We start from the raw sequence: 22,505 nt of genomic DNA, 5'->3' as shown, positions 1-22,505 counted from the left end.
AGCCTCAGGCGGACAGTCGGGATGCGGAAGACCGCGCGAGGTCAGTTCAGCCGCACGCCGGCCGGCGCGGCGAGCGTGATCAGGGGTGGCGCATCCTACGCGCCGACCTGCGCCGGCCGCAGGTGCATTAATCAACTCATCCAGACGCCTGCCAGCCAGCCGAGCAGCACGAACGCGGCGATCCCCGCAGCCAGCACGTACAGCTGATACTTGTTCCAACCCGGCGACGCCGCGAGCCCTTGCCTCCAAAGCAGGTACGAGACACCCAGAGCCAGCAAAGACACCGGAATTGCCGCGGCAGTAATGTTCATCTCCGTCCTGATCCGCTTCAATCGTCTGGATGTCCCGAGGGCCTGCGGGGCAACAGTGTTCCTGCTTCGCCTGTTCCGGAGGCTATCCTGCAGGCCCGATCCGGATATCGTCAAACATGCGCCTTCGATCGCCCCGCCGCGCGCCCCGCCCTGCCGCGCGGCTGCTCGCCGCGCTCCTGCTCTCCCTGGCCCTGTCCGCCACCTTCGCGGCCACGCCACCCGCGCCGCCGCCGGTGATCATCGAAGCCGACCTGCGGGCGCCCATGCGCGACGGCACCGAGCTCGCGGTCCGGGTCTGGCGCCCGACCGGCAACGGCCGGCATACCGTGGTCTTCCAGCACACGCCCTATCTCTCCGACGAAACGCACACGCGCGCATTGAAATTCGTCCGCGCCGGGTTCGCCTACGCCAGCGTCGATCGCCGTGGCCGCGGCACCTCCGGCGGCGAATTCCGACCGATGGAAGGCGGCGGGCCGGATGGCGCCGACGCGGCGCGCTGGCTCGCCGGCAGGCCGTGGTCCGACGGACGCGTGGCGATGATGGGCGGCTCCTACCGCGGCACGATGCAGTGGCAGGCGATGGCGGAGGATCCGGACGCGATCCAGGCCGCCGTGCCCACCGCGTCGGCCTACCCGGGCGATGATTTCCCGCAGCCGCGCGGCATCTTCCTGGGGTTCATCCTGCCGTGGCTCGCCTATGTCGACGGCCGCGCCGGCAACGCCCAGTGGTTCGCCGACAACGCGCTGTGGCGGAGCCATTTCGAGCGCGCCTGGCGCGGCGAGATCGCATTCGCCGATCTCCCCGCCGTCAGCGGTGCGCCGCAGGCGCCGTTCGCGCGCTGGCTGGCGCATCCCGGCTACGACGCATACTGGCAGGCCATGAATCCGACACCGGCCCAGTACGCGGCGATCGAAACGCCGGTGCTCAGCATCACCGGCTACTTCGACGGCGACCAGGACGGCGCGCTGCGCTACCACCGCGAACACCTCGCGCACGCCGGTCCGCGCGCACGGGCCAACCACTGGCTGCTGATCGGCCCCTGGAGCCACGCGGGCACCCGTTACCCCACCGCCAAGCTGGGCGGGCTGACGTTCGACGAGGCCGCCGTGCTGGATATCGACGCGCTGCAGATCGACTGGTTCAAACACGTGCTGGACGGCGCGCCGCGGCCCGACGCCCTGCCCGATCGCGTGACCTACTACGTGATGGGTGCCGAGGAGTGGCGATCCGCGCCGAACCTGGACGCCGTGGCCCCGCACACCCTCAGCTTCCAGCTCAGCGGCGGCGGGCTGCCGGCCGACGACGTGTTCCGCAGCGGTCGCCTGCAGCACGGGCCAACCGGCGCCGAGCCGCCCTCGGTCTATCGCTTCGACCCGCACCACGTGCCCGACCGCCCGGCCGCGCTGCCCATGGTGGAGTTCGACTACACCACGCATGGCGACGCGCTCCAGGGCGGCCAGCTGTTCTTCCACAGCGAACCGCTGCCCAGGGCGCAGACGCTGTGCGGACGGATGTCGTTCGACGCCAGCATCGAGCTCGACGTGCCCGACACCGATATCCAGGTGGAGGTGTACCAGGTCACCCCGCGCAACGAGCTGCGCTGGCTGGGCCGTGACTTCAAGCGCGCCCGGTTCCGGCACGGGTTGGACGCGGAGCAGCTCGCGACCCCCGGCGCGATCGACACCTGGCACTTCGACCGCTTCCCCTGGACCTGCCGCGAACTGGAGCAAGGCAGCCGGCTGCGGCTGGTAATCGCGCCTGTGGACACGCCCGAGCTGCAGCGCAACTTCAACAGCGGTGGACGCATCGGCCACGAGACGCTGGCCGATGCGCGCGTGGCGACGGTACGCCTGCATCACAGCGCCGGGCACCCGAGCGTGCTGCACCTGCCGGTGGTCGAGGCGCCGGACACAACGCGCGACGAGTGACGTCCCGGTTGCCCATGCCAACCTCTCCAGTGTCGGGCATGACAACCCGCGGATGCGCTGACATCATGGCCAGCACCTGCCAGCAGGTGAGCATCGGATGCGCGTGAACACCCCCGTTCCCGACTGCGGCCTCGACGTCGCGCTGGCGGTCATGGGCGGCAAGTGGAAGCCGCTGATCCTCTATCACCTGCAGCACCATGCACAGCGGTTCGGAGAGCTGCGGCGGCTGATCCCGGGGATCAGCGAGAAAGTGCTGATGCAGCAGCTGCGTGAACTGGTCGAAGCGGGCGTGCTCGCCCGCCACGACTACGGCGAGGTGCCGCCGAAGGTCGACTACACCGTGACGCCGTTCGGCCAGACGCTGGTCCACGTATTGATGCCGCTGTGCCACTGGGGCACGGCGCACCGGGCCGAGTTCGAGGCGATACGGGCCGCACCGCGGGGGCAGAGCGACTGACCCGCGGCAGGTGCGACGACCGCTCAGCCCTTCAGCCAGGCCACCAGGCTGTTGTAGCAATGGAACGACGTCACCTTGCCATCCTCGAGCTGCCAGACGTCGCAGCACGCCACATCGAACGTCTTGCCGGTGGCGCGAAGCACCCCGTCGGGGAGCGGAAGATTGCCTCGATGCGTGCCCTGCAGCCTGAGTTCGACGATCACCGCGCCGCCGGCATCGGAGTAGACCTTCAGCAGCTCACGATGCATGTCGGGATAGGCCGAGATCAGACCGGTGACCGGCTCCCGCACCTCCTGCCCGACCCATCGCTGCCCCGAGGACACGTCGAGGAAGTATCCATCCTTCACGAAGAGCGAGACGAACCGATCCGCATCGAGATTCGGGGACTCGGCGACCCGATAGAGTTCCCGTACGACACCCTCGTTGGACGACGGCACGCGTGCCCGCACGTTCGGCACCAGGGGAATTGCAGCAAGGGTGGCGAGACCGGTCACGAACGAGCGGCGGCTTGATACTGTCATCTGATGTCTCCGGAGCGAAATGCGATTCGCCCGAAGTTAGAAGCCCGGATGCCGGGAGTCCAGTACGTACCAGCTGGTAAGTGTCCGCATTCCGCGGCACATCGTGCAGCGCGGCAACGACCCCTACGAAGCCTGGGAAAGTCCAACCTGCCCCCTGTTCTGACCCCTGTTCTCGCCAAGGGGTTGAATCCCTACCCCGGCTGCGGTTGGATGGCAGCCCCACGATCCGGACCACCCCATGCGATCTCCCGTCCCCGACTACCTCGCCGACGTGCTCGATGCCGTGCGCTCGATCGACGATGGCGCGCCCGCCGACTACATCGAAGTGCTGGCCAAGGCCGACACGTCGCGGCTCGCCGTGGCGCTGGCCACCGTCGATGGGGAGGTCTATACGGCGGGCGACAGCGACGTGGCGTTCTCGATCCAGTCGATTTCCAAGCCATTCGCCTATGCGGCCGCCATCGAGGACGTGGGCCTGGACGCGGTGCTGGCCCGGATCGGCGTCGAGCCGTCGGGCGATGCCTTCAACGAGCTCTCGCTCGAGGACGGCACCCATCGGCCGATGAATCCGATGATCAACGCCGGCGCGCTCGCCACGCATGCACTGGTCGCCGGCCCCGATGCCAGCGGACCGCAGCGCGTGGAGCGCCTGCGCGCGCTGATGTCGGCGATGGCCGGTCGCGAACTCGGCTACGACGAAGCCGTGTACGAGGCGGAACTGCGCGACGCGCACCGCAACCGCGGGCTGGCGCACATGCTGCGCGCCGGCGGCATCATCCACGCCGAGCCCGAGACCATCGTCGACGGCTACGTGCGCCAATGCGCGGTCAACGTCACCGTGCGCGATCTCGCGCTGATGGCCGCCACCCTGGCCAATGCCGGCGTGCAGCCGCTCACCGGCCGCCAGGTGATCGATCGCGCCGGCGTCCGCCAGGTGCTGTCGGTGATGACCACCTGCGGCATGTACGACGCCGCGGGCGACTGGGTGTCCAACGTCGGCATCCCGGCCAAGAGCGGCGTGGCGGGCGGCATCATCGGTGCCCTGCCCGGCCAGCTGGGTCTTGCCGTGTTCTCGCCGAAACTCGATGCGCACGGCAACAGCGCACGCGGCGTGGCCGTCTGCGAACGCCTCTCGCGCGATATGGGCCTGCACATGATGGATGTCAGCCAGATCGGCCGCGCGGTCGTGCGCAAGCTGGTGGTGACGCTGGCCGGCGGCAAGGGACGCACGCGCGATGCCATCGTGCCGGTCTACGAACTGCGTGGCGCGGTGCGGTTCGGCGGTGCCGAACTGTTGACGCGCGCACTGGCGCACGACCTCGGCGATGCCAACGAGGCCGGTGGCGGCCGCCATCGCGAAGCCACCGCGGTGATCCTGTCCCTGCTGCACACCCATTCGCTCAACGATGTCGCCACGCGCATGCTGCTGGAGAACCTGCGACGCCTGAACGCAGCCCGCCGTACGGTAGTGCTGGTCGATCCCGATGGCGTGCTCGACCTTGCGTCCCTCGACCAGGCGCAGCGTCCACGGGTGGTCGCTACCGATGCCGAGGCGCAAGAAGTGGTAGGTGGCGATGCCTGCCGCATTGTTGCCAGCCAGGAAGACACGGGTCGGTAAGGCCACAGGCTCGGGTTGACCTAGGCCTTGGGCAGGCCCAGCGCCGGCGGCACTTTGTTCCTTTCGATTCGCTCATTCGGGCCCGTGTTCTCGTGCAGGCGTCTTCGTCTTGGCCGAAAGCACAGCAGCCTGCATCGCGCGCAGCGTTCCCTTGCCTGCCGGGAACTCGAACACCTTGCTCTCGACCAGGGTGTAGATGCGCTCGCCGTTGGTCAATGTGACCTGCAGGAACGCCAGGTGATCCGTCCATGAGCGATAGCGGCGCACCATGAACACGCTGTGCCTGGAGCTGACCGAGCGAATGCGGGTCAAGGGAATCTGCCGGCGGCTTTCGACGCCGGAGATCACCAGCTCGTCATCATGGAGGAACGCAGGGCCAGACTTCTTCACCCGGAAATATTCAACAGCAAAGCGCCCCCACAGGATGAGAAGCACCGGCACGATCACCCACATCTCGGCGCGCTTCATTCCGGGCAAGGCGAACAGCAGAAGAACACCGCTTGCCACGAAAATGGCGAGGGTAATGAACCGGTAGAAGTAGACGCTTTGGAATTCCATGAAAGTCAGAAAGCGAGTGTCCATGCGCGCGTGGTACCCGGTGATCGTGCCGAAGTGTGGATAACGTGGCTCAAGGGAAGTTTCCGATGCGCCGTGGAGTGTGCTGACGCGGGCGGGAAGACGCCAGTCGGATCCCTGTTTCCGCCCCTGTGTGGATTGGACCGGACGTCTTCCATGCCCTGGATGGGCGTCACGGGGCGCTTGTGAAAGGCCGGCTCACACCGCGCCGCGGGAAACAGCTCCCGGAGTTCTCTGGCCGCCCTCTTCCCCTTCAGGTCGATAGCTTTCCTACCGGGGCTTGCGCAGCATGGGCGCCACCGGAGGCGCCCTGCCCACCCGGATCTCGCCGACTGCCTCGAACCCCTGCTGCTCATAGAAGGGAACGTTGTCGGGCTCCGACGCTTCCAGGTAGGCCAGGGCCTCTTCCCGGTCGCAGCGCGCAAGGGCATGTCGCATCAACGCCGCGCCAATGCCCCTGCCCTGAGCACTCGGATCGACGGCGATCTGCGGCAGATACCAATGAGGTTCCGATGCATGGCATTGCTCCATCCTTGCGAACGCGGCGAGCAGGTCGTCCAGGTGTTCGGGCCTGGCCGTCTCGCGGAACATCGTGGCCAGGCGTTCTCCGCCTGGCGCCACGCCCGGCGGCAGCCAGAGCGCCACGCCGCTGAGATCGGCGGTCGCATAAGCCGTCCCGTGTTCGAAACAGGCACCTGCGAACTCGCGCGTGGCCAAGGGCATGGCCCGCAGGTAGTCATGCGCGGAAGGCCAGGCGAATCGCGCGGGCGGATCTGCGACGAAGGCCGCCACGATCGTCGAGACGACGCACGGCATCTCATCGGGCGCGGCACTGCGAATCTCGAGTGCGGGGCGAGTCACGGCATCCTCTCCAGTCCACTGCTGCGGGCAGCATTCTGGCTGGCGATGCGTTAAGCAAGGCGATGCGAGGCGTCAACGGACGAAAGTCAAGAACTTGACCTTCTTCGAACATTTCTTCCGTCGTCTTCAATCGACAATGGCGGAACGGTGAGCCGGGCCCCGTTCTGCTGGTGTGCAGCCCGGGACCACCTCCGCCCCTTCAATCTTGCCGAGGACAAACTCCAAGAGGTGACGGGAGGTAAATCGGATTAATCCCCTCCGTCCCCCTTGGGTCGCTGTGCCTGCCCCCGCGTCGTACCGGTTCGTCGGCTTTCCAAACCCCGCGCAAGCGAGTATGCCTGACGCCCTGTCGCAGCGTGATGGGGCGCCAACTTCCGACGAACGGTCGTCCAAGATCGGTATAAGCCCCCGTTCAGCTAATTGAACGGCCACTCCCGTGGACGCACCAGCGAGGCCAGGCAATGGACCTGTCGGCTACGGTAGGAAAATCGATCGACGCGTTCTGCGGCAACAAGTTCACTGCCGCCGACCAAAATCACTGCGCGCACTTCGTCAGCCACGCCCTTGAAATCGAGGCCGGCTACACATGTCGAACCCATACCGGGCGCAGCACACGTGGCGCGGCGCTGCGTGTCCACGAGTTGTTCGCCACCTGCCCACGCGTGGGAGAGTGGACCTCCTCGGAGGGCGACAGTCACTTGGTGTTCGTCACAGATCGCGCCAACGTCGACCTGGACAAGCACAGCATGCGCAACGTGCCGAAAAAGCACGTCGGGATCTTCTGGGGCGGGCAGATCTATCACTATTCCAACACACGCGACCTTGTCGTGCAGGAGACACCACAACGGTTCCTCGCCCGCTTTCAGGCCAGCTACGGGGGTAACCAAGCGCTGTTCTTTGGCGGACTTCCCTTTGCGGTCGATGGGGTTTCAGGTGCGACGGCTGAGCAGCGCCCCAATACCGGTCATGGACACCTGATTCGAAGCGACCGTGCCACTAGCGGTAGCCTTGACTACTATGCGACTCTCCCCGGCGCTGCCGAGTTCTATCTCGGACGAGAGGTAGCGTACGGCAAGTACCGCGGCCTCATGCAGCCGCAGTCACGGCTTTCCGGGCCGCGCTTTGATGCGACACAATTTGTCGATGAATACCAAAGTGTTGCCGGCATGCTTGATGTCATCAGTAGCAGCGAAAGCGGCGGCCGATTCAACCGAATCAACAGCTACGACCGTGCGGCCTTTACATTCGGCTTCTTCCAATTTGCGGCGCATACACCCCGAGACAATCTAGTGCTGCTGCTGCGAGGGCTGGCGGCAGACAACCCCGCGTTCCAGGCACTCTTTCCCGAGCTGACTGTGGTTGATGGAGTGTTGCATAGACGCTTGGGGCAACACTTAGCAAGTCTGGAGAAGGAGCATCCGCGTCCGGAGAAGCCTACCGAGTCCAATCTCGGGGACCTCATGCGGTACTTGAACCCCGAGGGTTCGCGTGTCGATGAGACCGAGCTTTCGACGGCAGCACGTCTGGTTCACCTGTCAAACACGGACGAGGCATCTCGTCGCTGGCAGGTCCGTCTTGCAGCAAATATCACGATGCAGAAGATCCGCCGGCTGTATGCCAATTGGTATGACATCGATGGTGCATCAGACCTTGTCTGTACAGCCATTGCAGACATTCACCATCAGGGTCGGGGCACAAAGAGCGAGGTGCGCGCTGCCCTTTCCCTGAGTGGGGAAGCCAACAGGCTGGCCGCCCTCTGTCGAATCGGAGAACAGAAATACTCCGAACGTTGCGTGTCGCTTCGCAAGTCCCTCAACGACGCCGAGACACAAGGAACGCTCGGAGCATCGATATTCGATCGAGCCAGCGGATTGTTCAAACCTGCATCGGGCTGGATCGAATAGCCGCTCGGTCGGAGGCAAGCGCATGAAGGAATACGATCGTGATTACTCTGGGACGATGAGAGCACGTCGCCACTTATCGGGCATTTTTGGGTGCCAGATGAAATCCATAATCCTGCGTCGAGCAAGTTGCCCTCTCATGATGACAGCGATCGTGATGATGGGCGGCTGTACAACGCTACAAGGGGCGCCTGCACCACCCTTCGACCAAGCCACGTTCGCAAGCGACGAAAGTCCGCTGATGCTCAGCGCAGATGAGCTCAAGTCGCTGCTTAACGCCGCCGATGAATCGACTAGGAACAGCCTGCTTCGAAGACTGCTCTCGGACATCGATGTTCGATATCTCGATTTCGCTGGAGACGTGGTCGCAGGAAGGAACCGCTTTGAGTTCGGCAAAAACATTCTGATTCTCTCGTCAAGCGTGGCCTCCTCTCTCGCCGAGTCCGCTGGCGTCAAGGCCAACTATGCGGCTCTGAGCACCTTGCTTAGCGGAGGCGGCGCACAAGTTGACAGCACCTTTCTCTACAACCAGACCAGCCTGGCACTGGTGTCGACCATGGATGCACAGCGTGCGATCGTGCTGGGAGAGATTCGCAGCAGCATGGGGCTGTCAATCCAGGAATATCCAGGCCAGACAGCATTCGGGGACGCGATCCGCTACTTCCGCGCCGGCACGCTCGCCTCGGCGGCTCAAGACCTGCAGAAGGCTGCAGCGGCCCAAGCATCCCGAGAACAAGCCAAGGTCCGGAACATCACTATTCCTACCGATGCGCAGGTGGCCTTTGCGGTGAGGCGGGGCCAGAGCTTCTCGGACTTCGTCGACGCTCCCGCCAACGAGGCCGCGGTACGCAGGGCTTTGATCGCTATTGACGTGGCCGACGTTGATGAGAGCACGCCTGCCGCCGAGGTCCGCGAAGCGGCCAAAAGCTATTACCGCCGCCATGGCCCGTCGGGGAACGCCGAAGATCTGGTGGACGAGCTGATGAAGGACGGTTTCATACCCAACTGAAGGCGCGACAGCCATGCCAAAACAAAAAGACGAACCGCTTGTCATTCCGATTCCCGGTTCTTGCACTTTGAGTGACATCAAGAACGTCATACGGTTCCACGAAGGGTTTCTCTGGAAGTTCGAAGGAAGCATTGTGGAAGACCGAATGAATATGGCAGTGCTAGGGCCCTCTGGCTCGGTACCTCCTGACTTCGAGATCGCCCCTTCTACTGCCAGTCCACCTGATGGAACAACGAAAGAGTGGACGGGGACACTTCGCTACAACGGAACTGACCATGCCGTGGCACTACACCGGGCTCAGTGACATCACGAGCGATGGGCGCTGCAAAGAAACGGAGACTCGCATATGGCCACACCGCTTCCAGGCACGGATCATTCTTCGGCCAAGCCCGAGCAATCTGCGCTTCTGAGTTTCTTTCTACGGGTCAAGTCATGGTTGGAGTCCCCCTCGGACATACTGACGATTTGCTACGTTTTGCTTGGACTCTATGCCCTTCCATTGATCGTCCTGCTCGCGACGTTCATCGCTTCGGACTGGTACACCCGATCTAGTCCGACCATTACCTTCAGCATGGCGATAGCAGGTCTGTACGCGTCGGACGTCAGGGAAACTTTGGGCACGTTCGTCGTTCCATTCATCATGGCCTACGCCGTGGCTGGCGTGCAGAAGGACGGCCGCATCGAAGCCAGAACGATCTGGCTGTTCGCGACCCTGACGTTTCTGTTTCTCTTGTCGATTGTCGTTTACTGCGCCATTACGACACGGGTAGACGTAATGCTTGGACAGACCGATGCATTGCCGGAAGTAGTCTCGAAGTCCCGCGAGCATTTCCTGGCTATGAGCAGGGACTACGTAAAAGAGTTACTCGTATACATCTCGCTGCTTATCGGTATTTCACAGGCCGGCCGCCAAGGGGAACAAAAATGAAACTGGCCACTACGTTGCTGCTCTCCCTGTCACTATTGACTGCAGGGCCGCTCGCCATCGCGCAACAGCGAGTTGTCAAGATTAAGTTTGAGGTTCGCGATGCAAAGACTGGCGACACCATCGACGCGAAAGTGACGGTGGATGGAGAGGATGTCAAGGCTGAGTACATACTTCCGTCCGGGTCGGAGAGCAGCCTCCTGCTGGATGTACGTGCTGACGCCGGCATCGGGTACTACCCGCGTACGATGACGTTGTTCCTAGAGGCGCTCGGGCAGAGGGACCTTCGCTTCAAGATACATCTCGCGCCGCGAAATCCTGCGGCCGTCCATAACCGCCGATCGGTGGCTGCAGCAACACAGTTCCTGAAGCCCGTGAATGTCGACAGGGCCGTCGCCCTTCTGGACGCCGTGGTTGCCGAGACCAGTCCGACCGTCCGGGACACGCAGTTTGGGATCTACCTGTACTACAACTTGTGGCGCGCCTACTTCATAGACTGCACCCAGCGATTCGTGGACCACTGCGCCGAGGCCGCCACGCTAGGGAAGGATCTCCTTGCAATGCTGCCGAATAACCGCGACCTCTTCGAGATCGAGCGCGTACCCGTCGCGGAGCTTCAAAGGTCAGCGAATGAGTTAGCCGACCATGCGTATCGCCTCTCCTACCATCGCGCCAAGTGGAACCTAAACCGGAATCGTCCGGAAGACGCTGCAGAGCTGGCCAAGAGCTTGCTCCGCGCCGTTGCTGACGATCCCAAGCTGTTGGATCGACTTAAGATCAGTAAAGGCGATATAGCGTCGCTTCTCAACCAGGCGAGAGAGGCCGAGAAGTCAACCTAGCGGGCGTTGTCGGGGATCCGCGGTGGTAGTTGCGCCTGCATCGGGTAGTGACCTTGTCGGGGTGAACGCCTGCCCCCAGCCGGGCTAGCCATCCCTTCTCCGACCTGCGCCGCGCCGGACGAGGCAATGGAGATCACTTGTCCACCAGCCGGGCAATAAGCCCGCGCGCCGCCCGAGCAAGCCGGAGGGCCGGCTTCCGAAGCCCGTCGACGGGCTTATTTGCTCGGCAGACGGGCTTTTATTACCGGAGTACGCGCTGATTTGCCCGGCGCGCAGGCTGTTTTGCTCGACTGACGGGACGATTCGGCCAGAGCACCGGCTTCCGGGGCTTTGGGAGCGATGCGATACCGGGAGCGGACCCTGCCCGCCTCTGGGGCCGGGGCGTCACTCCGCCGGAGTAGCGCTCGGGCGGCGGTTGCCGCGGGCGAAGCGGGCGCCCAGGGCTTCGGCGGCGCCTTCCAGGCCGCGGTTGCGGCCGGAAACCTTGAGCAGGCCGTAGCCTTCGAGCGCGGTGTTCATCAGGTCGCTGCCCAGTGCCATTTCCGAGTCGGCCACGCGCTCGGTCAGGCGCTGCAGGCGGCTGAGCACCGGGCGCAGGCGGTCCATCGCCACCAGGTCGGCCTGGGCCTCGGGCAGGCCCAGCGCCGGCGGCACGATGTCGGGGTTCTGCTCCAGCACCGTCAGGGTCTGGCGCACGAAGGCCTCGGACTTGTCGCCCATCCTGGTGATCTGGCGGCGGGTGGCGTTGTCCCGCGCCAGCAGGCCGGACAGGCGGGATTCCAGGTCGGACAGGCTGGGCGCGGGTTCCGGGTCATGGCAGGATCAGGCACGTTCGAAGTGATAGATCTCCACGCTTGCCGCAGCGATGGACAACGAACCGGCCGAGGCGTCGAACGCCGACTCCGTCGCACCGACCTGCTCCGGCTCCCCGAGCGGGTTCTTCGCGTCTGGGCCGGGGCCGGTGAACTTCCAGCACCGTCCCGCGCCCTTGGGCCTGAAGCCCTGCAACGCGAGCGAGACGCTGTGTGGCTCCCCGGTGGCGTTGACCACCGCCACAGCCAGGGTCCTGCCATCGGGCGTCAGCGCGGCGGACACGTCCAGCGGATAAGTGTCGCCACCGGTGTTGACGCTGGGCTGGTCGCCACCGATCGGGTACTTCGGCGCGGGCGTTGGCACATTGCCGTTGACCGCCACCGGCACGGTGCCGAAATGCGCCTGGTAGAACTGGAACATCCGTCCCTTGATGCTGATCTGCGAGCGCGTGCGGTCGACGTTGAGCCACCCGGTAGCCATGGTGAAGCCGGCCATCTCGATGAAGTCGGTGTGGCGGAAGAACTCGTGGAACGCGGCGGCGATCGCCAGGGCGCCCTTGAGGTCGTCCTCGAAATGGAAGGCCCATTCGTCGAAGAACACCTTGACGCTGCCCTTCTCCAGTTCCGGGAAGTGGGTCTTGTACTCCTCCCACGCGTCCACCATGGTCCGGATGCGGTCGGGCATCTGGTGTGCCCATTCGTTGAGCGTCTGGGTGACGTCCACCAGCTTGCCGCTGGCCAGGTCGAAGCGCTTGTTCGCCGGTGGATAGGCGTGGGTGCCGAGCGCATCGAACCTGCCCCAGCTGTTCTTGAGCATGCCGTAGGCCCAGTCGCGGTCGGACCCGACGTGCACCTGCGGCTGGCCGGCGATGAAGATGCCCTGCCCAGTGGTCATCTCGTCGACGAAACCGCCGGGGGCCACGATGTAGATGTCCGGGTCCACCTTGCGCATCGCGTCGACGAACAGGTTGTGCTTGACGGTGTACTGGTCGCGCGCCATGTGCCCGTACTGCCAGTGGCCGTACATCTCGTTGCCCACCGCCCAGTACTTGACGCCATAGGGCTTGCTGCGGCCGTTGGCCGCGCGCCGCGCGCCCCACTCGGTCTCGGCGCTGCCGTTGACGTACTCGAGCAGCTGGGCGCCGGAGCGTGGATCGCCGAAGCCGGTGTTCACGCACCAGAACGGCTCGCATTCGATCAACTCGCACAGCTGCAGCAGCTCGTCCACACCCACGTCGTTGGGCTGCACCGCGCTCCACACCGGGTCCATGACGGGCGGGCGCCTGTCGGGGTCGCCGATGCTGTCTTCCCAGTCGTGGGCGGAGATGAAGTTACCGCCCGGCATCCGGAGGATGTGGCAGTTCATCTGCTTCATCAGCGCCACCGTGTCGGCACGGAACCCGCGCACGTTGTCCGCCGGCATCAGCGACACCGCACCCACGCCGAAGCGGCCGCGGCCCTCGCCGACGATCTCCAGACGGGCGTCGGTGGTGTCGATGCCCGGGTTGAAGCTGAAGCGCTGCGTCTCCCACTCCGACGAGGCGCGCACCCGGGTCGAAAGCGCCTCGCCGCCAGTCCCGGGGACCAGCCTGACGGTCACCGTCACGCCAGGATCGGCCCTCAGGACGATACGGCCGTCGTAGGCGGGACCGGATTTCAGGGCCAGGCTGTGCTGCACCATCCCCCGTTCCTGCGACCCGTCGAGGGCGACGACGGGACTGTGCTCGCCCACCCAGGGGCGGTCGGTGTCCAGGGAAATGGCCGACGAGGATCCGATGGCCACCCACTTTTCGACGTAAGCGCGCGCGGCGCGCCGTTCGGTCGGCTTCTGCTCCCGCTCCGCGACGACGCCGTAATAGAACTTGCGGTCGTCGAGCGTTTCGCTCCACAGGCTGTGGTTGATCAGGTTGCCGATGTGCTCGATGAAGCCGCCGTAGATCATCGGCGAGATCGGCGAACGCGCTGCCCCGGTATCGATCGTGGCCGTGATGCCGCCGGATGCCGCGAAGACCGGCGGAATCCACGCCGCCGCGCCCAGCGCCGCCGAGCCCAGCAGCAGGTTGCGCCGCATCAGGTCCACCTTGTTTTGATGCTCCATCCGTCATCGTCTCCAGCATGGTTCGGGGTTCTGCGTGCGCAGCGCAGGCCTGTGCCGTGCCCGTGACCAGGTGCGCCGCCCCCGCGCCGGCACAGCATAGCCGCGGCGCGCGGCCGCGCCCGGCTCTCAGCCATGCGGATAACGGACTGAAGCATCCCAGTACGAACATGCCAGCGCAGCGAAACCCGGAGCGAAACCGGGGTCCGAAACCGGGCTCGGTGCCCATGCGTCCGGGCGTCGTCCAACATCGTGTGGCAGCCCCGATGGCCGATGGGCGATGGGCGCCCCGTCCGCCTCGCTGCGTCCACGCTGGCGCAGCCGCCGCGCCCCGGTAATCCGGGGAGACCTGGACCGGGCCGCAGAAGATCGGAAGGCGGCGGCGCGCTTCGCGCCCTCCAGCCGCGCCGCCCTCCGCCCAATCGCGACTCATTCCGCCCCGCGCGCGCGGACTCTGACATGCTGTTCGCCACACGTTTCCAGGCGAATACCGCGTCGAACGATGAACCCAAGGCTGCCTCCGCTCACCGATGTGCTCGCCCTGCTGCCCGACGCCGTCTGCGTGGTCGCCGAAGACAGCCGCTATCTGTTCGTCAGCGCCGGCTTCGAACGCATCCTGGGCTACCGGGCCGACGAGGTCCTGGGCCGGCCGGCCTTCGACTTCGTGTACCCCCCAGATCGCGAAGACACCGTGCGCCAGGCCGCAGAGGTCACCGCGGGCGCCATCCAGCGCCACTTCCGCAACCGCTACGTCCACAAGGACGGCCACCTCGTTGACATGCAGTGGTCGGCCTGCTGGTGCCCCGAATATGGCGTGCGCATCGGCGTGGGGCGCGAGGCCACCGAGTTGCGCCGCGTCGAAGCGGAACTGGAGCATCTCGCCAACCACGACACGCTGACCGGACTGCCCAACCGCCACCACCTGCAACAGGTCCTGACGCGGGCGCTCTCGCACGCGCGGGCGAACGGCGATGGCCTGGCGCTGCTGTATGTCGACCTGGACGGCTTCAAGGCGGCGAACGACCTCGGCGGCCACGACGCCGGCGACCGCCTGCTGCAGGACGTCGCTGCCCGGCTGACGCAGGGCCTGCGGCACGGCGACGTCGCCGCGCGGATCGGTGGCGACGAATTCGTGGTGGTGCTGCCCGGATGCAGGGACGCCACCGCCGCCCGCCGTGTCGCCGACGCGCTGCGCGACCGGCTGCGCCGGATCGATCATCTCGCCGGTCAACCGTTCCAGCTCGATGCCAGCGTGGGCATCGCCTGCTTTCCCGGCGACGGCGACGACGTCGCCACCCTGCTCGCTCATGCCGACCGCGCGATGTATGCCGTCAAGCGGCGGGCGGGCGCGGGCACCGGTTAGCCCGCGTTCGGACCGACGCCTGGAGCAGCGCGCCGAACCTCACAGCCATCGCCTCGTGCTTTCAGGTGTCCCCAGGACTGGCACGGTGCCGGGCCTCCCAGCGAGTCCGGCACCGCGCCCTGCCCACTCAATGCAGGCTGGCTCCCTGCGGGTGGCCACCCGCAGGCACGGGCGGTGGCAGCCTCGGCATGGCCGAGTCGAAATTGGGACCGTGGCTGCCGGGCGCGCCGTAGGCGGCGTGCGCTTCGCGGACGCCGCGCGTCCCGCGGAGTTCATCGGGAAGGCACTGACCGGCCACCTGGTCCATGAGCTTGCTAGCGGCCTCGGCGTCTTCGAAGATCACTTCGCCAAGCACGGTGGGCGTGCCGTCGGCCAGGGTCATTCGCTCCAGACCCAGGACCATGTCGCCGTAGGCGTGCAGCCGGTCGTGCAGGCGGTTGAGGGCGTCCAGCTGGTCCATGGTCATGCCGATGACAAGTGGGTCGGCGGTGGCGTCCGCGTCGGCATCGCCTGCACCGCTCGCCTCGTCCGTCCCGGAATCCGCATCTTCCTGGGCATTCGCGGGCGGTAGCTCGCCAGCCTCGTCGTCCTGGGGTTCGGCGTCCAAGGCCTCATCGGCTTCCTCGGCGTCCTCGGCCTCCTCGGCCTCCTCGGCCTCCGCCCGATCGTCCAGGTCGTCCTCACCGCGCGCCTGCGATCGCTGTGCAGCAGTCTTCCGCTCTGCCGGCCATGTCACCTCGTCCAGCACGCGCCCGGCCTGCTCGGCCAGCAGTTCCAGGCACACGGCCATCTCGTCGCCGCTGATCTCTGGGCCGAAGCCCGTGTCCTCCTCGTCGTCCCTGCGCGGCTGCGCGAGCTGCGACAGGAATTCCATGTGGCCGTGCAGCTTCTTCAATCGGAAGTGGCTCTCCTCGGGCAGGAAGTAGCCGGTGGTGCCCCTCGCGTCCATCGTGTGCTTCGACATCGTCGCCTCCTCGTTCCATGAAGTGCCCGCCCACCGCGCTGCGGCCGACGGGAAGTCGGGAGGTTCGAAACCGCACAGAGCCGGCGGGCGTATTTCCCCGAAGGGTGTTGTATTAGCCGCCCTCCCGACGCAGGCATCGCGTCGGTTGTGCCTGCAAAGCATGCAGGCACAAAAAACCCACCAGTTTGTCGGAGGTGGGTACCGCTCTGTGAGGAGTTTCGACGCTCCTTGGAATCGAGTCTGCTACTGGATTTTCGGCGTGTCAACAACCCTCGGAATGGGCAACACCACTCCGAAGAACCACCCGAACGGGACGACGCCACGACCCGGCCGACGATGGATCTCCACCCGTCGGCCGAATGTGCGAGGCGACGAAACCTGCCGTTCGCCTCATGCTTCGCGCAGCTCCGCTTTGCTCCGCGTCAATCGGGCTCGTAGCCCTCGATCTGCTCAAGGCTGAGGTCCTCCGCCTCGATCTTCGCCCGCAGCACCTCGAACTGCTGCTCGGTGAGCAATGTCTCTTCGTGGGCCTCGAAGAACAATGTCGAGGAGAAGACCGGCCCGGAACCCGTCGTGCCATCCGGCGGCGCGGCTGGATGGACGATGGCGTAGTCCGGCTCCACCCGGTGCGTGCGCATGTATACCGCCGAAGGCGCATCCGGCCCGAACGGCGAAGACGTGGCGACGTTGACGCTGCTGTCCCAGCGTGGCCCACCGAAGTACACCGCCGCATACATCAGCTTCGCCTTCATCGCATCGACGCCGGCGGCGAGCATCGCCGTGTAGAAGGCGCGATGCACCAGCTTCCAGGGCCGCTCCTTCCGGTCGCAGGCCACATCGTGAATCACGGAGGCGCGCCGGTAGTTCCCCTCGTAGGGCCCGCCCACGATGGACCACGCGAACCGCGGGATCGATGCGCCATCGATGATCCACCCTGCGGGCGCGTCCCAGACCAGTTCGTCCGGGGCCACGTACGCGAAATCCTCGACGAGCTGCATCCGCCTCGGCTCATCGAGCCAGCGGGTGACCACCTCGCCACGAAACAAGCCGTGCGGTCCAGCTTCCTGGGCATTCACGGGAAGAACGAGGCAAAGCAAAGCCACTACCAGAACCAGTGTGCGCATGACATTCCCCTTGTATCGCCAGCTTCCGTTGACTGATGATCGCAATCGGACCTGTAGGCATTCCAAGTCCAGATTGCCCCCTGCCGGCCACCGACCTCCCCTGCCCTGGCCCCCTGCGAGCCTAACCCGGGTCTTCAGGGCTACGCGAGGCCCAACCAGCGTTCGGCCGCCTTGCTCGCGTCGTTGAGGCTATCGCCGTAGGCCAGCGCAGCGAATGCACCGGCCCCGCACAAGATCGCGTACACCCATGCGATCCAGAGAGCTCTGCCATCAAGCTGGCCGGTTAGGCACAGGTAGGCGAGCCAGAGCGAAGTAGCCGCAAGCACGAAGTAGGCCACGTGCAACGTCCACACCACGACCCTTCTTCTCTTTGGCGTGTGAAAGAGCTTCCGGCGCCAAGTCAGCTCGCCAGTCTCGTCGTCCATGTCGATGAAATCCCATGCGCCGCCGACTTCGAGCAAGGCACGGCCGGGCTGAGGGCTGGACATCAACTGCCTGATCAGGCTCGCGGGAAGATACGCGCCGAACACGTGCCGGACGGCGACCGTCATCCACAGGTCGCTTTGCGCCTCGTGGTCCCGGAACAGGTCGAGGAAGTCTCTGCGATCCTGGCTACGGGAGCGGAAGAGACTAAAGGCCCCCTTCGCCATCGCTACGCCCACGGCTGCCACGACCAGCGGGATCAGCAGCCTTCCGTCGGCCATTTCCAACAGATTCTCGATCATTCTTCCCCCAGCCCGAGCGCATCTGGAGAGACATCTCCCGGATGCGGACCATCCACAGGTCTGCGACGACAGGCATTCGGGCCAAGTTTGGTCGGCGATCGCCGTTGGGGTCAATTGTTGCCGGGCGGCACCTGCCTTCGCTCGTCGCCCGCCGTACGGCCAGCGAACCTTCCCCCGACACCGCCTTCCGCTGTAGCGATGGACAAAATCTGTCCATCCGAGAGGCAATTTTGTACGCGTGCCACCCGGATCGGTCGGCCGTCGAGCCGATTCAGGCGGCGCGCCGGCTGTCCCGGACGACTGGCCAGCAAAAAGGCCTCCGCGAGTGGGGCCTTGGTGGCGATGCGATGCCCGGAGCGAGCCCTGTCCGCCCTTGGGGCCGAAACATCACTACGCGGCCGCGGCGCTCGGGCGGGAGCCGCGGCGGGCGAAGCGGGCGCCTAGGGCTTCGGCGGCGCCTTCCAGGCCGCGGTTGCGGCCGGAGACCTTGAGCAGGCCATAGCCTTCGAGTGCGGTGTTCATCAGGTCGCTGCCCAGCGCCATTTCCGAGTCGGACACGCGCTCGATCAGGCGCTGCAGGCGGCCGAGCACCAGGCGCAGGAGGTCCATCGCCACCAGGTCGGCCTGGGCCTCGGGCCGGCCCGGCGCCGGCGGCACGATGTCGGGTTCTGCTCCAGCACGGTCAGGGTCTCGCGCACAATGCTCTGCAATCTGATCGGTGCAGCCCATGTGCGGGCTGCACCGAAGAACAGTCCGACTAGATCAGGGAACAACCTTCCAAGCTTGGTTCTCAACCGCCGTTACCGCCTGTGCGGTAGCGCTGTTGCCTGACCTCCAGATCGAATTGGCGCCGCTAGCACTATTCCGCCAAAGAATATCGTCCACGCCGTCGGCATTGTAGTCGCCTATGCCTGCGACCTCCCAGTCAAGATTATCTACTAATGTCACGGCTTGCTGAGTGGCATTGTTGGCAGATTTCCAGATCGAGTTCGCGCCCGTAATGAGATTTCGCCACAAGATGTCGTCGGTGCTGTCACCATTAAAGTCTCCGATGCCGGCCACCTGCCAACCTGAGCTCGTGACCGCTGTGACCATCTGCATGTTCGCGCTACTGCCGGATCTCCAGATCGAATTCGCACCCGAATCGCGATTACGCCAGAGGATGTCGTCCAAGCCATCGCTATTGAAGTCACCTACACCCGCCACATACCACTGCGAATCGGTAACCGCTGTGACCGGCTGCTGGGTTGAACTGTCGCCAGATCTCCATATCACGTTGGCGCCTGTACTGCCATTGCGCCACAGAATGTCATCTTTGCCGTCGCCATTGAAATCACCCGTGCCAGCAACGACCCAAGCCTGGCTGGCAACTGTCTCCAACCCCAGCTGAGTCGCACCGTCGCCGGACATCCATACCGAGTTTGCGCCGGTAATGTCGTTGCGCCAAAGAATGTCGTCTTGGCCGTCACCGTTGAAATCACCTACACCAACGACCCGCCAAGCTTGGCTAGGAACTGCCGTTACGCTCTGTTGAGTTGCGCTATTGCCTGATCGCCAGATCACATTCTGCCCATTGCTGGTATTACGCCACAGAATATCGAAGGCTCCATCTCCATCGAAATCTGCGCCTACGTTCTGCGTCGGCAATGAGCTCGCTAAAGAAGCGACCGCCGCGCTCGCATCGACGATGCCCGCGCCGCACCCACCTGTACAGCTACCCGGCAGCGGGCGCGCCGTATCCTTGAGCACCTGTTCCATCTCAGAAGGCGTTAGCGGAACGGCAGCGCGCGCCTGCACTAATGCCGCAACGCCAGCTACGTGGGGCGCTGCCATCGAGGTACCCTCGTAGTAGGCGTAACCGTTGCCCGCCACTGTAGAGAGCACGCCGTTAGCGTTGGTCGTGTTTCCGCCGGTCTCACCCCCGGGCGCCGTCACATCGATAAGCGAGCCATAGTTGGAGTAGTTGGCCCGGTTACCTTGGCGATCGCTCGCCGCGACGGCTATCACACCGCTGCAGTTCGCGGGCGCAAACCCGGAAACATTCGCATTGCTGTTGCCCGCCGCCGCCACCACAACGGCGCCGCTCTGTATAGCAGCGTTGATAGCGTTTTGATAAGTACTCGAGCAACCGCCTGACCCACCGAGACTGAGGTTGATCACCTCGGCGGGGTTGGGATTGCTCGGCGCCAATGGAACTGCGCCGCCCGCAGCCCATACGATGCCATCCGCGATGTCCGATAGACTGCCATAGCCATTGTTGCCAAGCACGCGGATCTGGGTAATCTTGGCGTCGTAAGCTACCCCGGCCACGCCGATGCTGTTCCTAGTCACCGCGGCGACCGTCCCGGCAACGTGGTTTCCATGCTGCACATTGGACACGTCGGAATAGTCGCTATCGCGCCCGTTCCCGTCTCCGGAACCACCATTTCCGCCCGATGTACTGCTGATCATGTCGTAGCCACCCACGACGTTGCCATTCAGATCAGCATGAGAGATGTGTCCGCTATCCACGATAGCTACCACTACACCTTGACCGGTCGAGAGATCCCATGCTTGGGGCGCGTTAATGCCGCCAAGAGCTTCGTAATAGTGCCACTGATCTGAATAGCGCGGGTCATTCGGGTTAACCAGCGCACGATGAAGTACGTCAAGTTCAACATACTCGACGTCTGGATCTGAAGCGATCTCACGCATCAACCGCTCGATGTCGCTGCGGCTGAGTTTACGGTCGATTCTGATCACGTCCGCGCCCAGGGCCATGCGGCGCACATGGTCGATTCTCATTGTCTTGTCGTGCATGGAAGCTGCGACGGCTCTGGCAGCGGTCTCAAGCCCGCTCGCAATGGCAGACGGATTATTGCGTTCGTGTGTCCCTTCTTTGTAGCGGATGATGAGTTGGTCGTGCTGCGGCGACCCTGATAGGTCAATGAGATTGACTCCTTCACTCGCCGAGACGGTGCTTAACGAGGCAATTGCCAGCGCTGTTGCGGCCGACAGCGCATTCACAAATAAGCCGCGAGTCTGTTCCTTTGACATTTTGGTGAATCCTTGAGTAGTAGTTGAGTCACGATTGCGACGAGATCCACAACATACGTCCTCACTGCGTCCGGACATCCTTCAGATCTCGGCGCGAACATGGGCCGTTCTGACACGTCGGCCCACGGACCGACGATATCTCCGCCATCTCCGCGCGTGCAAGCACCAATTGCGGTCCGCAAGGCCTCCTACAACGGATATTCCGAGAAGGTATGGCTTCTGGGATCTTCAGCAAGAAGCCCATAAAAGCGTCGACGTTCGCAAGACCCGGATCGCTTTGACTCCAAGCCGTGGCGCCTGGCTGCCGGTCAGGCATCCATGCCAGCATGCAAGAATCCGCCCGGCGATGGGGTTCCGGCCTCGCAAACGGAACCAGAACGCCTACATGGGGTGCTTCAGCCGCACCTATAGCGAGGCGGAGCTGCACCAGCAACGGCGTGTTCCGGCCGACGGCTTTGTGACAGGACCTGACAGCCAACAACGAGCACCGCCCGGAGCCGCTCTCGGCCCATGACGCCGGCCGACCACAACGCTAGAGTCTTCACCGCCGGAGTGACTGACTGAGAGGAAAGGCACTAAGCACGGGCCGGCAGATTCCCTCGCATGTCAGGCCGACCCGGTCGGCGCCTCGGTGTTGCGAACGCCGGCCAACAGAAGGGCCCCGCGAACGGGGCCTTGGTGGAGGTGCACTGCCGGGAGCGGGCCCTGCCCGCCCCTAGGTTCGGAGCATCACTCCGCCGGCGCAGCGCTCGGCCGCGAGCCGCGGCGGGCGAAGCGGGCGCCCAGGGCTTCGGCGGCGCCTTCTAGGCTGCGGTTGCGGCCGGAGACCTTGAGCAGGCCGTAGCCTTCGAGCGCGGTGTTCATCAGGTCGCTGCCCAGCGCCATTTCCGAGTCGGACACGCGCTCGGTCAGGCGCTGCAGGCGGCTGAGCACCGGGCGCAGGCGGTCCATCGCCACCAGGTCGGCCTGCGCCTCGGGCAGGCCCAGCGCCGGCGGCACGATGTCGGGGTTCTGCTCCAGCACGGTCAGGGTCTGGCGCACGAAGGCCTCGGACTTGGTGTAATGACCCAGTGATTTCCTGCTCAGGTGCTACCTTTCGAAGGAGAGCACGATGAGCCAAGTGATGGACGAAGAGATCAAGCGTTGGACAGCCCGGCGGAAGTCGGCGCTGGTGCTGGAGATCATCCAGGGCAAGACGACGGTGGCCGAGGCGAGCCGGCAGTTCGACCTGACGCCCTCGGAGATCGAGAGCTGGGTGGACGACGCCAAGCGCGGCATGGAGAACGCCCTGCGGGCCAAGCCCGAGGATGTCCGGGAGCAGTACGAGCGCCAGCTCAAGGACCTCCAGGAAGCCTACGGCGAGGCCATGCTGGAGCTGCGCGCCCGAAAAAAATTGGCGTCCCTGTTGGGCAAGGACGAGACCTGATGGTCTCGATCCAG

The 22,505-nt window shown here is 64.8% G+C and carries 21 protein-coding genes; 9 read left to right on the top strand and 12 right to left on the bottom strand.

Features of this window, described 5'->3' with window-relative positions:
- Nucleotides 1–131 precede the first annotated feature (131 nt).
- A complete protein-coding gene (locus tag QFW81_RS05625; protein ID WP_280577670.1) occupies nt 132–311 on the bottom strand; it encodes a hypothetical protein in 180 nt (59 codons plus the stop codon).
- 116 nt (nt 312–427) lie between these two features.
- On the opposite strand from QFW81_RS05625, the gene QFW81_RS05620 reads away from it, so the two are divergent.
- Nucleotides 428–2,239, top strand: coding sequence for a CocE/NonD family hydrolase (locus QFW81_RS05620; RefSeq protein WP_280577669.1), 1,812 nt, complete (start codon nt 428–430; stop codon nt 2,237–2,239).
- Nucleotides 2,240–2,342: 103 nt separating this feature from the next.
- Nucleotides 2,343–2,696, top strand: a complete 354-nt coding sequence (locus QFW81_RS05615; RefSeq protein ID WP_280577668.1) for a winged helix-turn-helix transcriptional regulator — start codon at nt 2,343–2,345, stop codon at nt 2,694–2,696.
- 23 nt (nt 2,697–2,719) lie between these two features.
- On the opposite strand, the gene QFW81_RS05610 is transcribed toward QFW81_RS05615, so the two are convergent.
- On the bottom strand, nt 2,720–3,217 hold the full coding sequence (locus tag QFW81_RS05610; protein WP_280577667.1) for a nuclear transport factor 2 family protein: 498 nt from the start codon (nt 3,215–3,217) through the stop codon (nt 2,720–2,722).
- A gap of 238 nt (nt 3,218–3,455) precedes the next feature.
- On the opposite strand from QFW81_RS05610, the gene QFW81_RS05605 reads away from it, so the two are divergent.
- Nucleotides 3,456–4,835 carry a glutaminase gene (locus tag QFW81_RS05605; protein WP_280577666.1) on the top strand — a complete coding sequence of 460 codons (1,380 nt, stop codon included), beginning with the start codon at nt 3,456–3,458 and terminating at the stop codon, nt 4,833–4,835.
- 72 nt (nt 4,836–4,907) lie between these two features.
- Here the strand turns inward: QFW81_RS05605 and QFW81_RS05600 are convergent, their stop codons facing one another.
- Both QFW81_RS05600 and QFW81_RS05595 read right to left on the bottom strand, forming a co-directional pair.
- Complete coding sequence (locus QFW81_RS05600) at nt 4,908–5,417, bottom strand: YdbT family protein (protein ID WP_280577664.1); 510 nt, start codon at nt 5,415–5,417, stop codon at nt 4,908–4,910.
- A gap of 264 nt (nt 5,418–5,681) precedes the next feature.
- Nucleotides 5,682–6,272 (bottom strand): GNAT family N-acetyltransferase, encoded by a 591-nt coding sequence (locus QFW81_RS05595; protein ID WP_280577662.1) that lies wholly within the window; start codon nt 6,270–6,272, stop codon nt 5,682–5,684.
- Between the two features lie 461 nt (nt 6,273–6,733).
- Between QFW81_RS05595 and QFW81_RS05590 the strand changes: the two genes are divergently transcribed.
- The 4 genes from QFW81_RS05590 to QFW81_RS05575 all read left to right on the top strand — a co-directional run bounded on the left by QFW81_RS05590 (nt 6,734) and on the right by QFW81_RS05575 (nt 10,946).
- The gene (locus tag QFW81_RS05590; RefSeq protein WP_280577660.1) at nt 6,734–8,176 is read left to right on the top strand and encodes a hypothetical protein; all 1,443 of its coding nucleotides are present in this window, start codon (nt 6,734–6,736) and stop codon (nt 8,174–8,176) included.
- A gap of 22 nt (nt 8,177–8,198) precedes the next feature.
- Complete coding sequence (locus QFW81_RS05585) at nt 8,199–9,182, top strand: hypothetical protein (RefSeq protein ID WP_280577658.1); 984 nt, start codon at nt 8,199–8,201, stop codon at nt 9,180–9,182.
- A 346-nt stretch (nt 9,183–9,528) separates the two neighbouring features.
- The gene (locus QFW81_RS05580) at nt 9,529–10,110 is read left to right on the top strand and encodes a hypothetical protein (RefSeq protein WP_280577656.1); all 582 of its coding nucleotides are present in this window, start codon (nt 9,529–9,531) and stop codon (nt 10,108–10,110) included.
- Entirely contained in the window at nt 10,107–10,946 is an 840-nt protein-coding gene (locus QFW81_RS05575; protein ID WP_280577654.1) for a hypothetical protein, read from the top strand. The genes QFW81_RS05580 and QFW81_RS05575 overlap by 4 nt, the downstream gene beginning before the upstream one ends.
- A gap of 384 nt (nt 10,947–11,330) precedes the next feature.
- On the opposite strand, the gene QFW81_RS05570 is transcribed toward QFW81_RS05575, so the two are convergent.
- Nucleotides 11,331–11,666 (bottom strand): hypothetical protein, encoded by a 336-nt coding sequence (locus tag QFW81_RS05570; protein ID WP_280577652.1) that lies wholly within the window; start codon nt 11,664–11,666, stop codon nt 11,331–11,333.
- Between the two features lie 102 nt (nt 11,667–11,768).
- The gene (locus QFW81_RS05565) at nt 11,769–13,856 is read right to left on the bottom strand and encodes an alpha-L-arabinofuranosidase (RefSeq protein WP_280577650.1); all 2,088 of its coding nucleotides are present in this window, start codon (nt 13,854–13,856) and stop codon (nt 11,769–11,771) included.
- 499 nt (nt 13,857–14,355) lie between these two features.
- Here QFW81_RS05565 and QFW81_RS05560 point away from each other — a divergent pair, with 499 nt between their 5' ends.
- The gene (locus QFW81_RS05560) at nt 14,356–15,216 is read left to right on the top strand and encodes a diguanylate cyclase domain-containing protein (RefSeq protein ID WP_280577645.1); all 861 of its coding nucleotides are present in this window, start codon (nt 14,356–14,358) and stop codon (nt 15,214–15,216) included.
- A gap of 127 nt (nt 15,217–15,343) precedes the next feature.
- Here QFW81_RS05560 and QFW81_RS05555 read toward each other — a convergent pair whose 3' ends face one another.
- The 6 genes from QFW81_RS05555 to QFW81_RS05530 form a co-directional block, all read right to left on the bottom strand.
- Nucleotides 15,344–16,180 (bottom strand): XAC0095 family protein, encoded by an 837-nt coding sequence (locus QFW81_RS05555; protein ID WP_280577644.1) that lies wholly within the window; start codon nt 16,178–16,180, stop codon nt 15,344–15,346.
- A gap of 422 nt (nt 16,181–16,602) precedes the next feature.
- Nucleotides 16,603–17,304 (bottom strand): DUF1353 domain-containing protein, encoded by a 702-nt coding sequence (locus tag QFW81_RS05550; protein ID WP_280577642.1) that lies wholly within the window; start codon nt 17,302–17,304, stop codon nt 16,603–16,605.
- A gap of 140 nt (nt 17,305–17,444) precedes the next feature.
- A complete protein-coding gene (locus QFW81_RS05545; protein ID WP_280577641.1) occupies nt 17,445–18,029 on the bottom strand; it encodes a hypothetical protein in 585 nt (194 codons plus the stop codon).
- Between the two features lie 390 nt (nt 18,030–18,419).
- A complete protein-coding gene (locus QFW81_RS05540) occupies nt 18,420–18,686 on the bottom strand; it encodes a hypothetical protein (protein ID WP_280577639.1) in 267 nt (88 codons plus the stop codon).
- A gap of 105 nt (nt 18,687–18,791) precedes the next feature.
- The gene (locus tag QFW81_RS05535; protein ID WP_280577637.1) at nt 18,792–21,065 is read right to left on the bottom strand and encodes a S8 family serine peptidase; all 2,274 of its coding nucleotides are present in this window, start codon (nt 21,063–21,065) and stop codon (nt 18,792–18,794) included.
- A 729-nt stretch (nt 21,066–21,794) separates the two neighbouring features.
- On the bottom strand, nt 21,795–22,106 hold the full coding sequence (locus QFW81_RS05530; RefSeq protein WP_280577635.1) for a hypothetical protein: 312 nt from the start codon (nt 22,104–22,106) through the stop codon (nt 21,795–21,797).
- A 70-nt stretch (nt 22,107–22,176) separates the two neighbouring features.
- Between QFW81_RS05530 and QFW81_RS05525 the strand changes: the two genes are divergently transcribed.
- Nucleotides 22,177–22,491, top strand: a complete 315-nt coding sequence (locus QFW81_RS05525) for a DUF1153 domain-containing protein (RefSeq protein WP_202841310.1) — start codon at nt 22,177–22,179, stop codon at nt 22,489–22,491.
- Nucleotides 22,492–22,505 lie beyond the last annotated feature (14 nt).

The organism is Luteimonas kalidii, from assembly GCF_029887935.1.
In the GTDB taxonomy this organism is placed as follows: Bacteria; Pseudomonadota; Gammaproteobacteria; order Xanthomonadales; family Xanthomonadaceae; genus Luteimonas; species Luteimonas kalidii.
The sequence above is the reverse complement of the archived record's forward strand: the minus strand, read 5'-3'. Positions and strand labels throughout refer to the sequence as shown.

Coding starts and splice junctions, on each gene's coding strand:
- QFW81_RS05545 (WP_280577641.1), bottom strand. CDS start 18,029: ATGATCGAGAATCTGTTGGAAATGGCCGACGGAAGGCTGCTGATCCCG.
- QFW81_RS05580 (WP_280577656.1), top strand. CDS start 9,529: ATGGCCACACCGCTTCCAGGCACGGATCATTCTTCGGCCAAGCCCGAG.
- QFW81_RS05625 (WP_280577670.1), bottom strand. CDS start 311: ATGAACATTACTGCCGCGGCAATTCCGGTGTCTTTGCTGGCTCTGGGT.
- QFW81_RS05565 (WP_280577650.1), bottom strand. CDS start 13,856: ATGGAGCATCAAAACAAGGTGGACCTGATGCGGCGCAACCTGCTGCTG.
- QFW81_RS05560 (WP_280577645.1), top strand. CDS start 14,356: ATGAACCCAAGGCTGCCTCCGCTCACCGATGTGCTCGCCCTGCTGCCC.
- QFW81_RS05550 (WP_280577642.1), bottom strand. CDS start 17,304: ATGCGCACACTGGTTCTGGTAGTGGCTTTGCTTTGCCTCGTTCTTCCC.
- QFW81_RS05585 (WP_280577658.1), top strand. CDS start 8,199: ATGAAGGAATACGATCGTGATTACTCTGGGACGATGAGAGCACGTCGC.
- QFW81_RS05590 (WP_280577660.1), top strand. CDS start 6,734: ATGGACCTGTCGGCTACGGTAGGAAAATCGATCGACGCGTTCTGCGGC.
- QFW81_RS05605 (WP_280577666.1), top strand. CDS start 3,456: ATGCGATCTCCCGTCCCCGACTACCTCGCCGACGTGCTCGATGCCGTG.
- QFW81_RS05575 (WP_280577654.1), top strand. CDS start 10,107: ATGAAACTGGCCACTACGTTGCTGCTCTCCCTGTCACTATTGACTGCA.
- QFW81_RS05555 (WP_280577644.1), bottom strand. CDS start 16,180: ATGTCGAAGCACACGATGGACGCGAGGGGCACCACCGGCTACTTCCTG.
- QFW81_RS05525 (WP_202841310.1), top strand. CDS start 22,177: ATGAGCCAAGTGATGGACGAAGAGATCAAGCGTTGGACAGCCCGGCGG.
- QFW81_RS05535 (WP_280577637.1), bottom strand. CDS start 21,065: ATGTCAAAGGAACAGACTCGCGGCTTATTTGTGAATGCGCTGTCGGCC.
- QFW81_RS05610 (WP_280577667.1), bottom strand. CDS start 3,217: ATGACAGTATCAAGCCGCCGCTCGTTCGTGACCGGTCTCGCCACCCTT.
- QFW81_RS05570 (WP_280577652.1), bottom strand. CDS start 11,666: ATGGGCGACAAGTCCGAGGCCTTCGTGCGCCAGACCCTGACGGTGCTG.
- QFW81_RS05600 (WP_280577664.1), bottom strand. CDS start 5,417: ATGGACACTCGCTTTCTGACTTTCATGGAATTCCAAAGCGTCTACTTC.
- QFW81_RS05620 (WP_280577669.1), top strand. CDS start 428: ATGCGCCTTCGATCGCCCCGCCGCGCGCCCCGCCCTGCCGCGCGGCTG.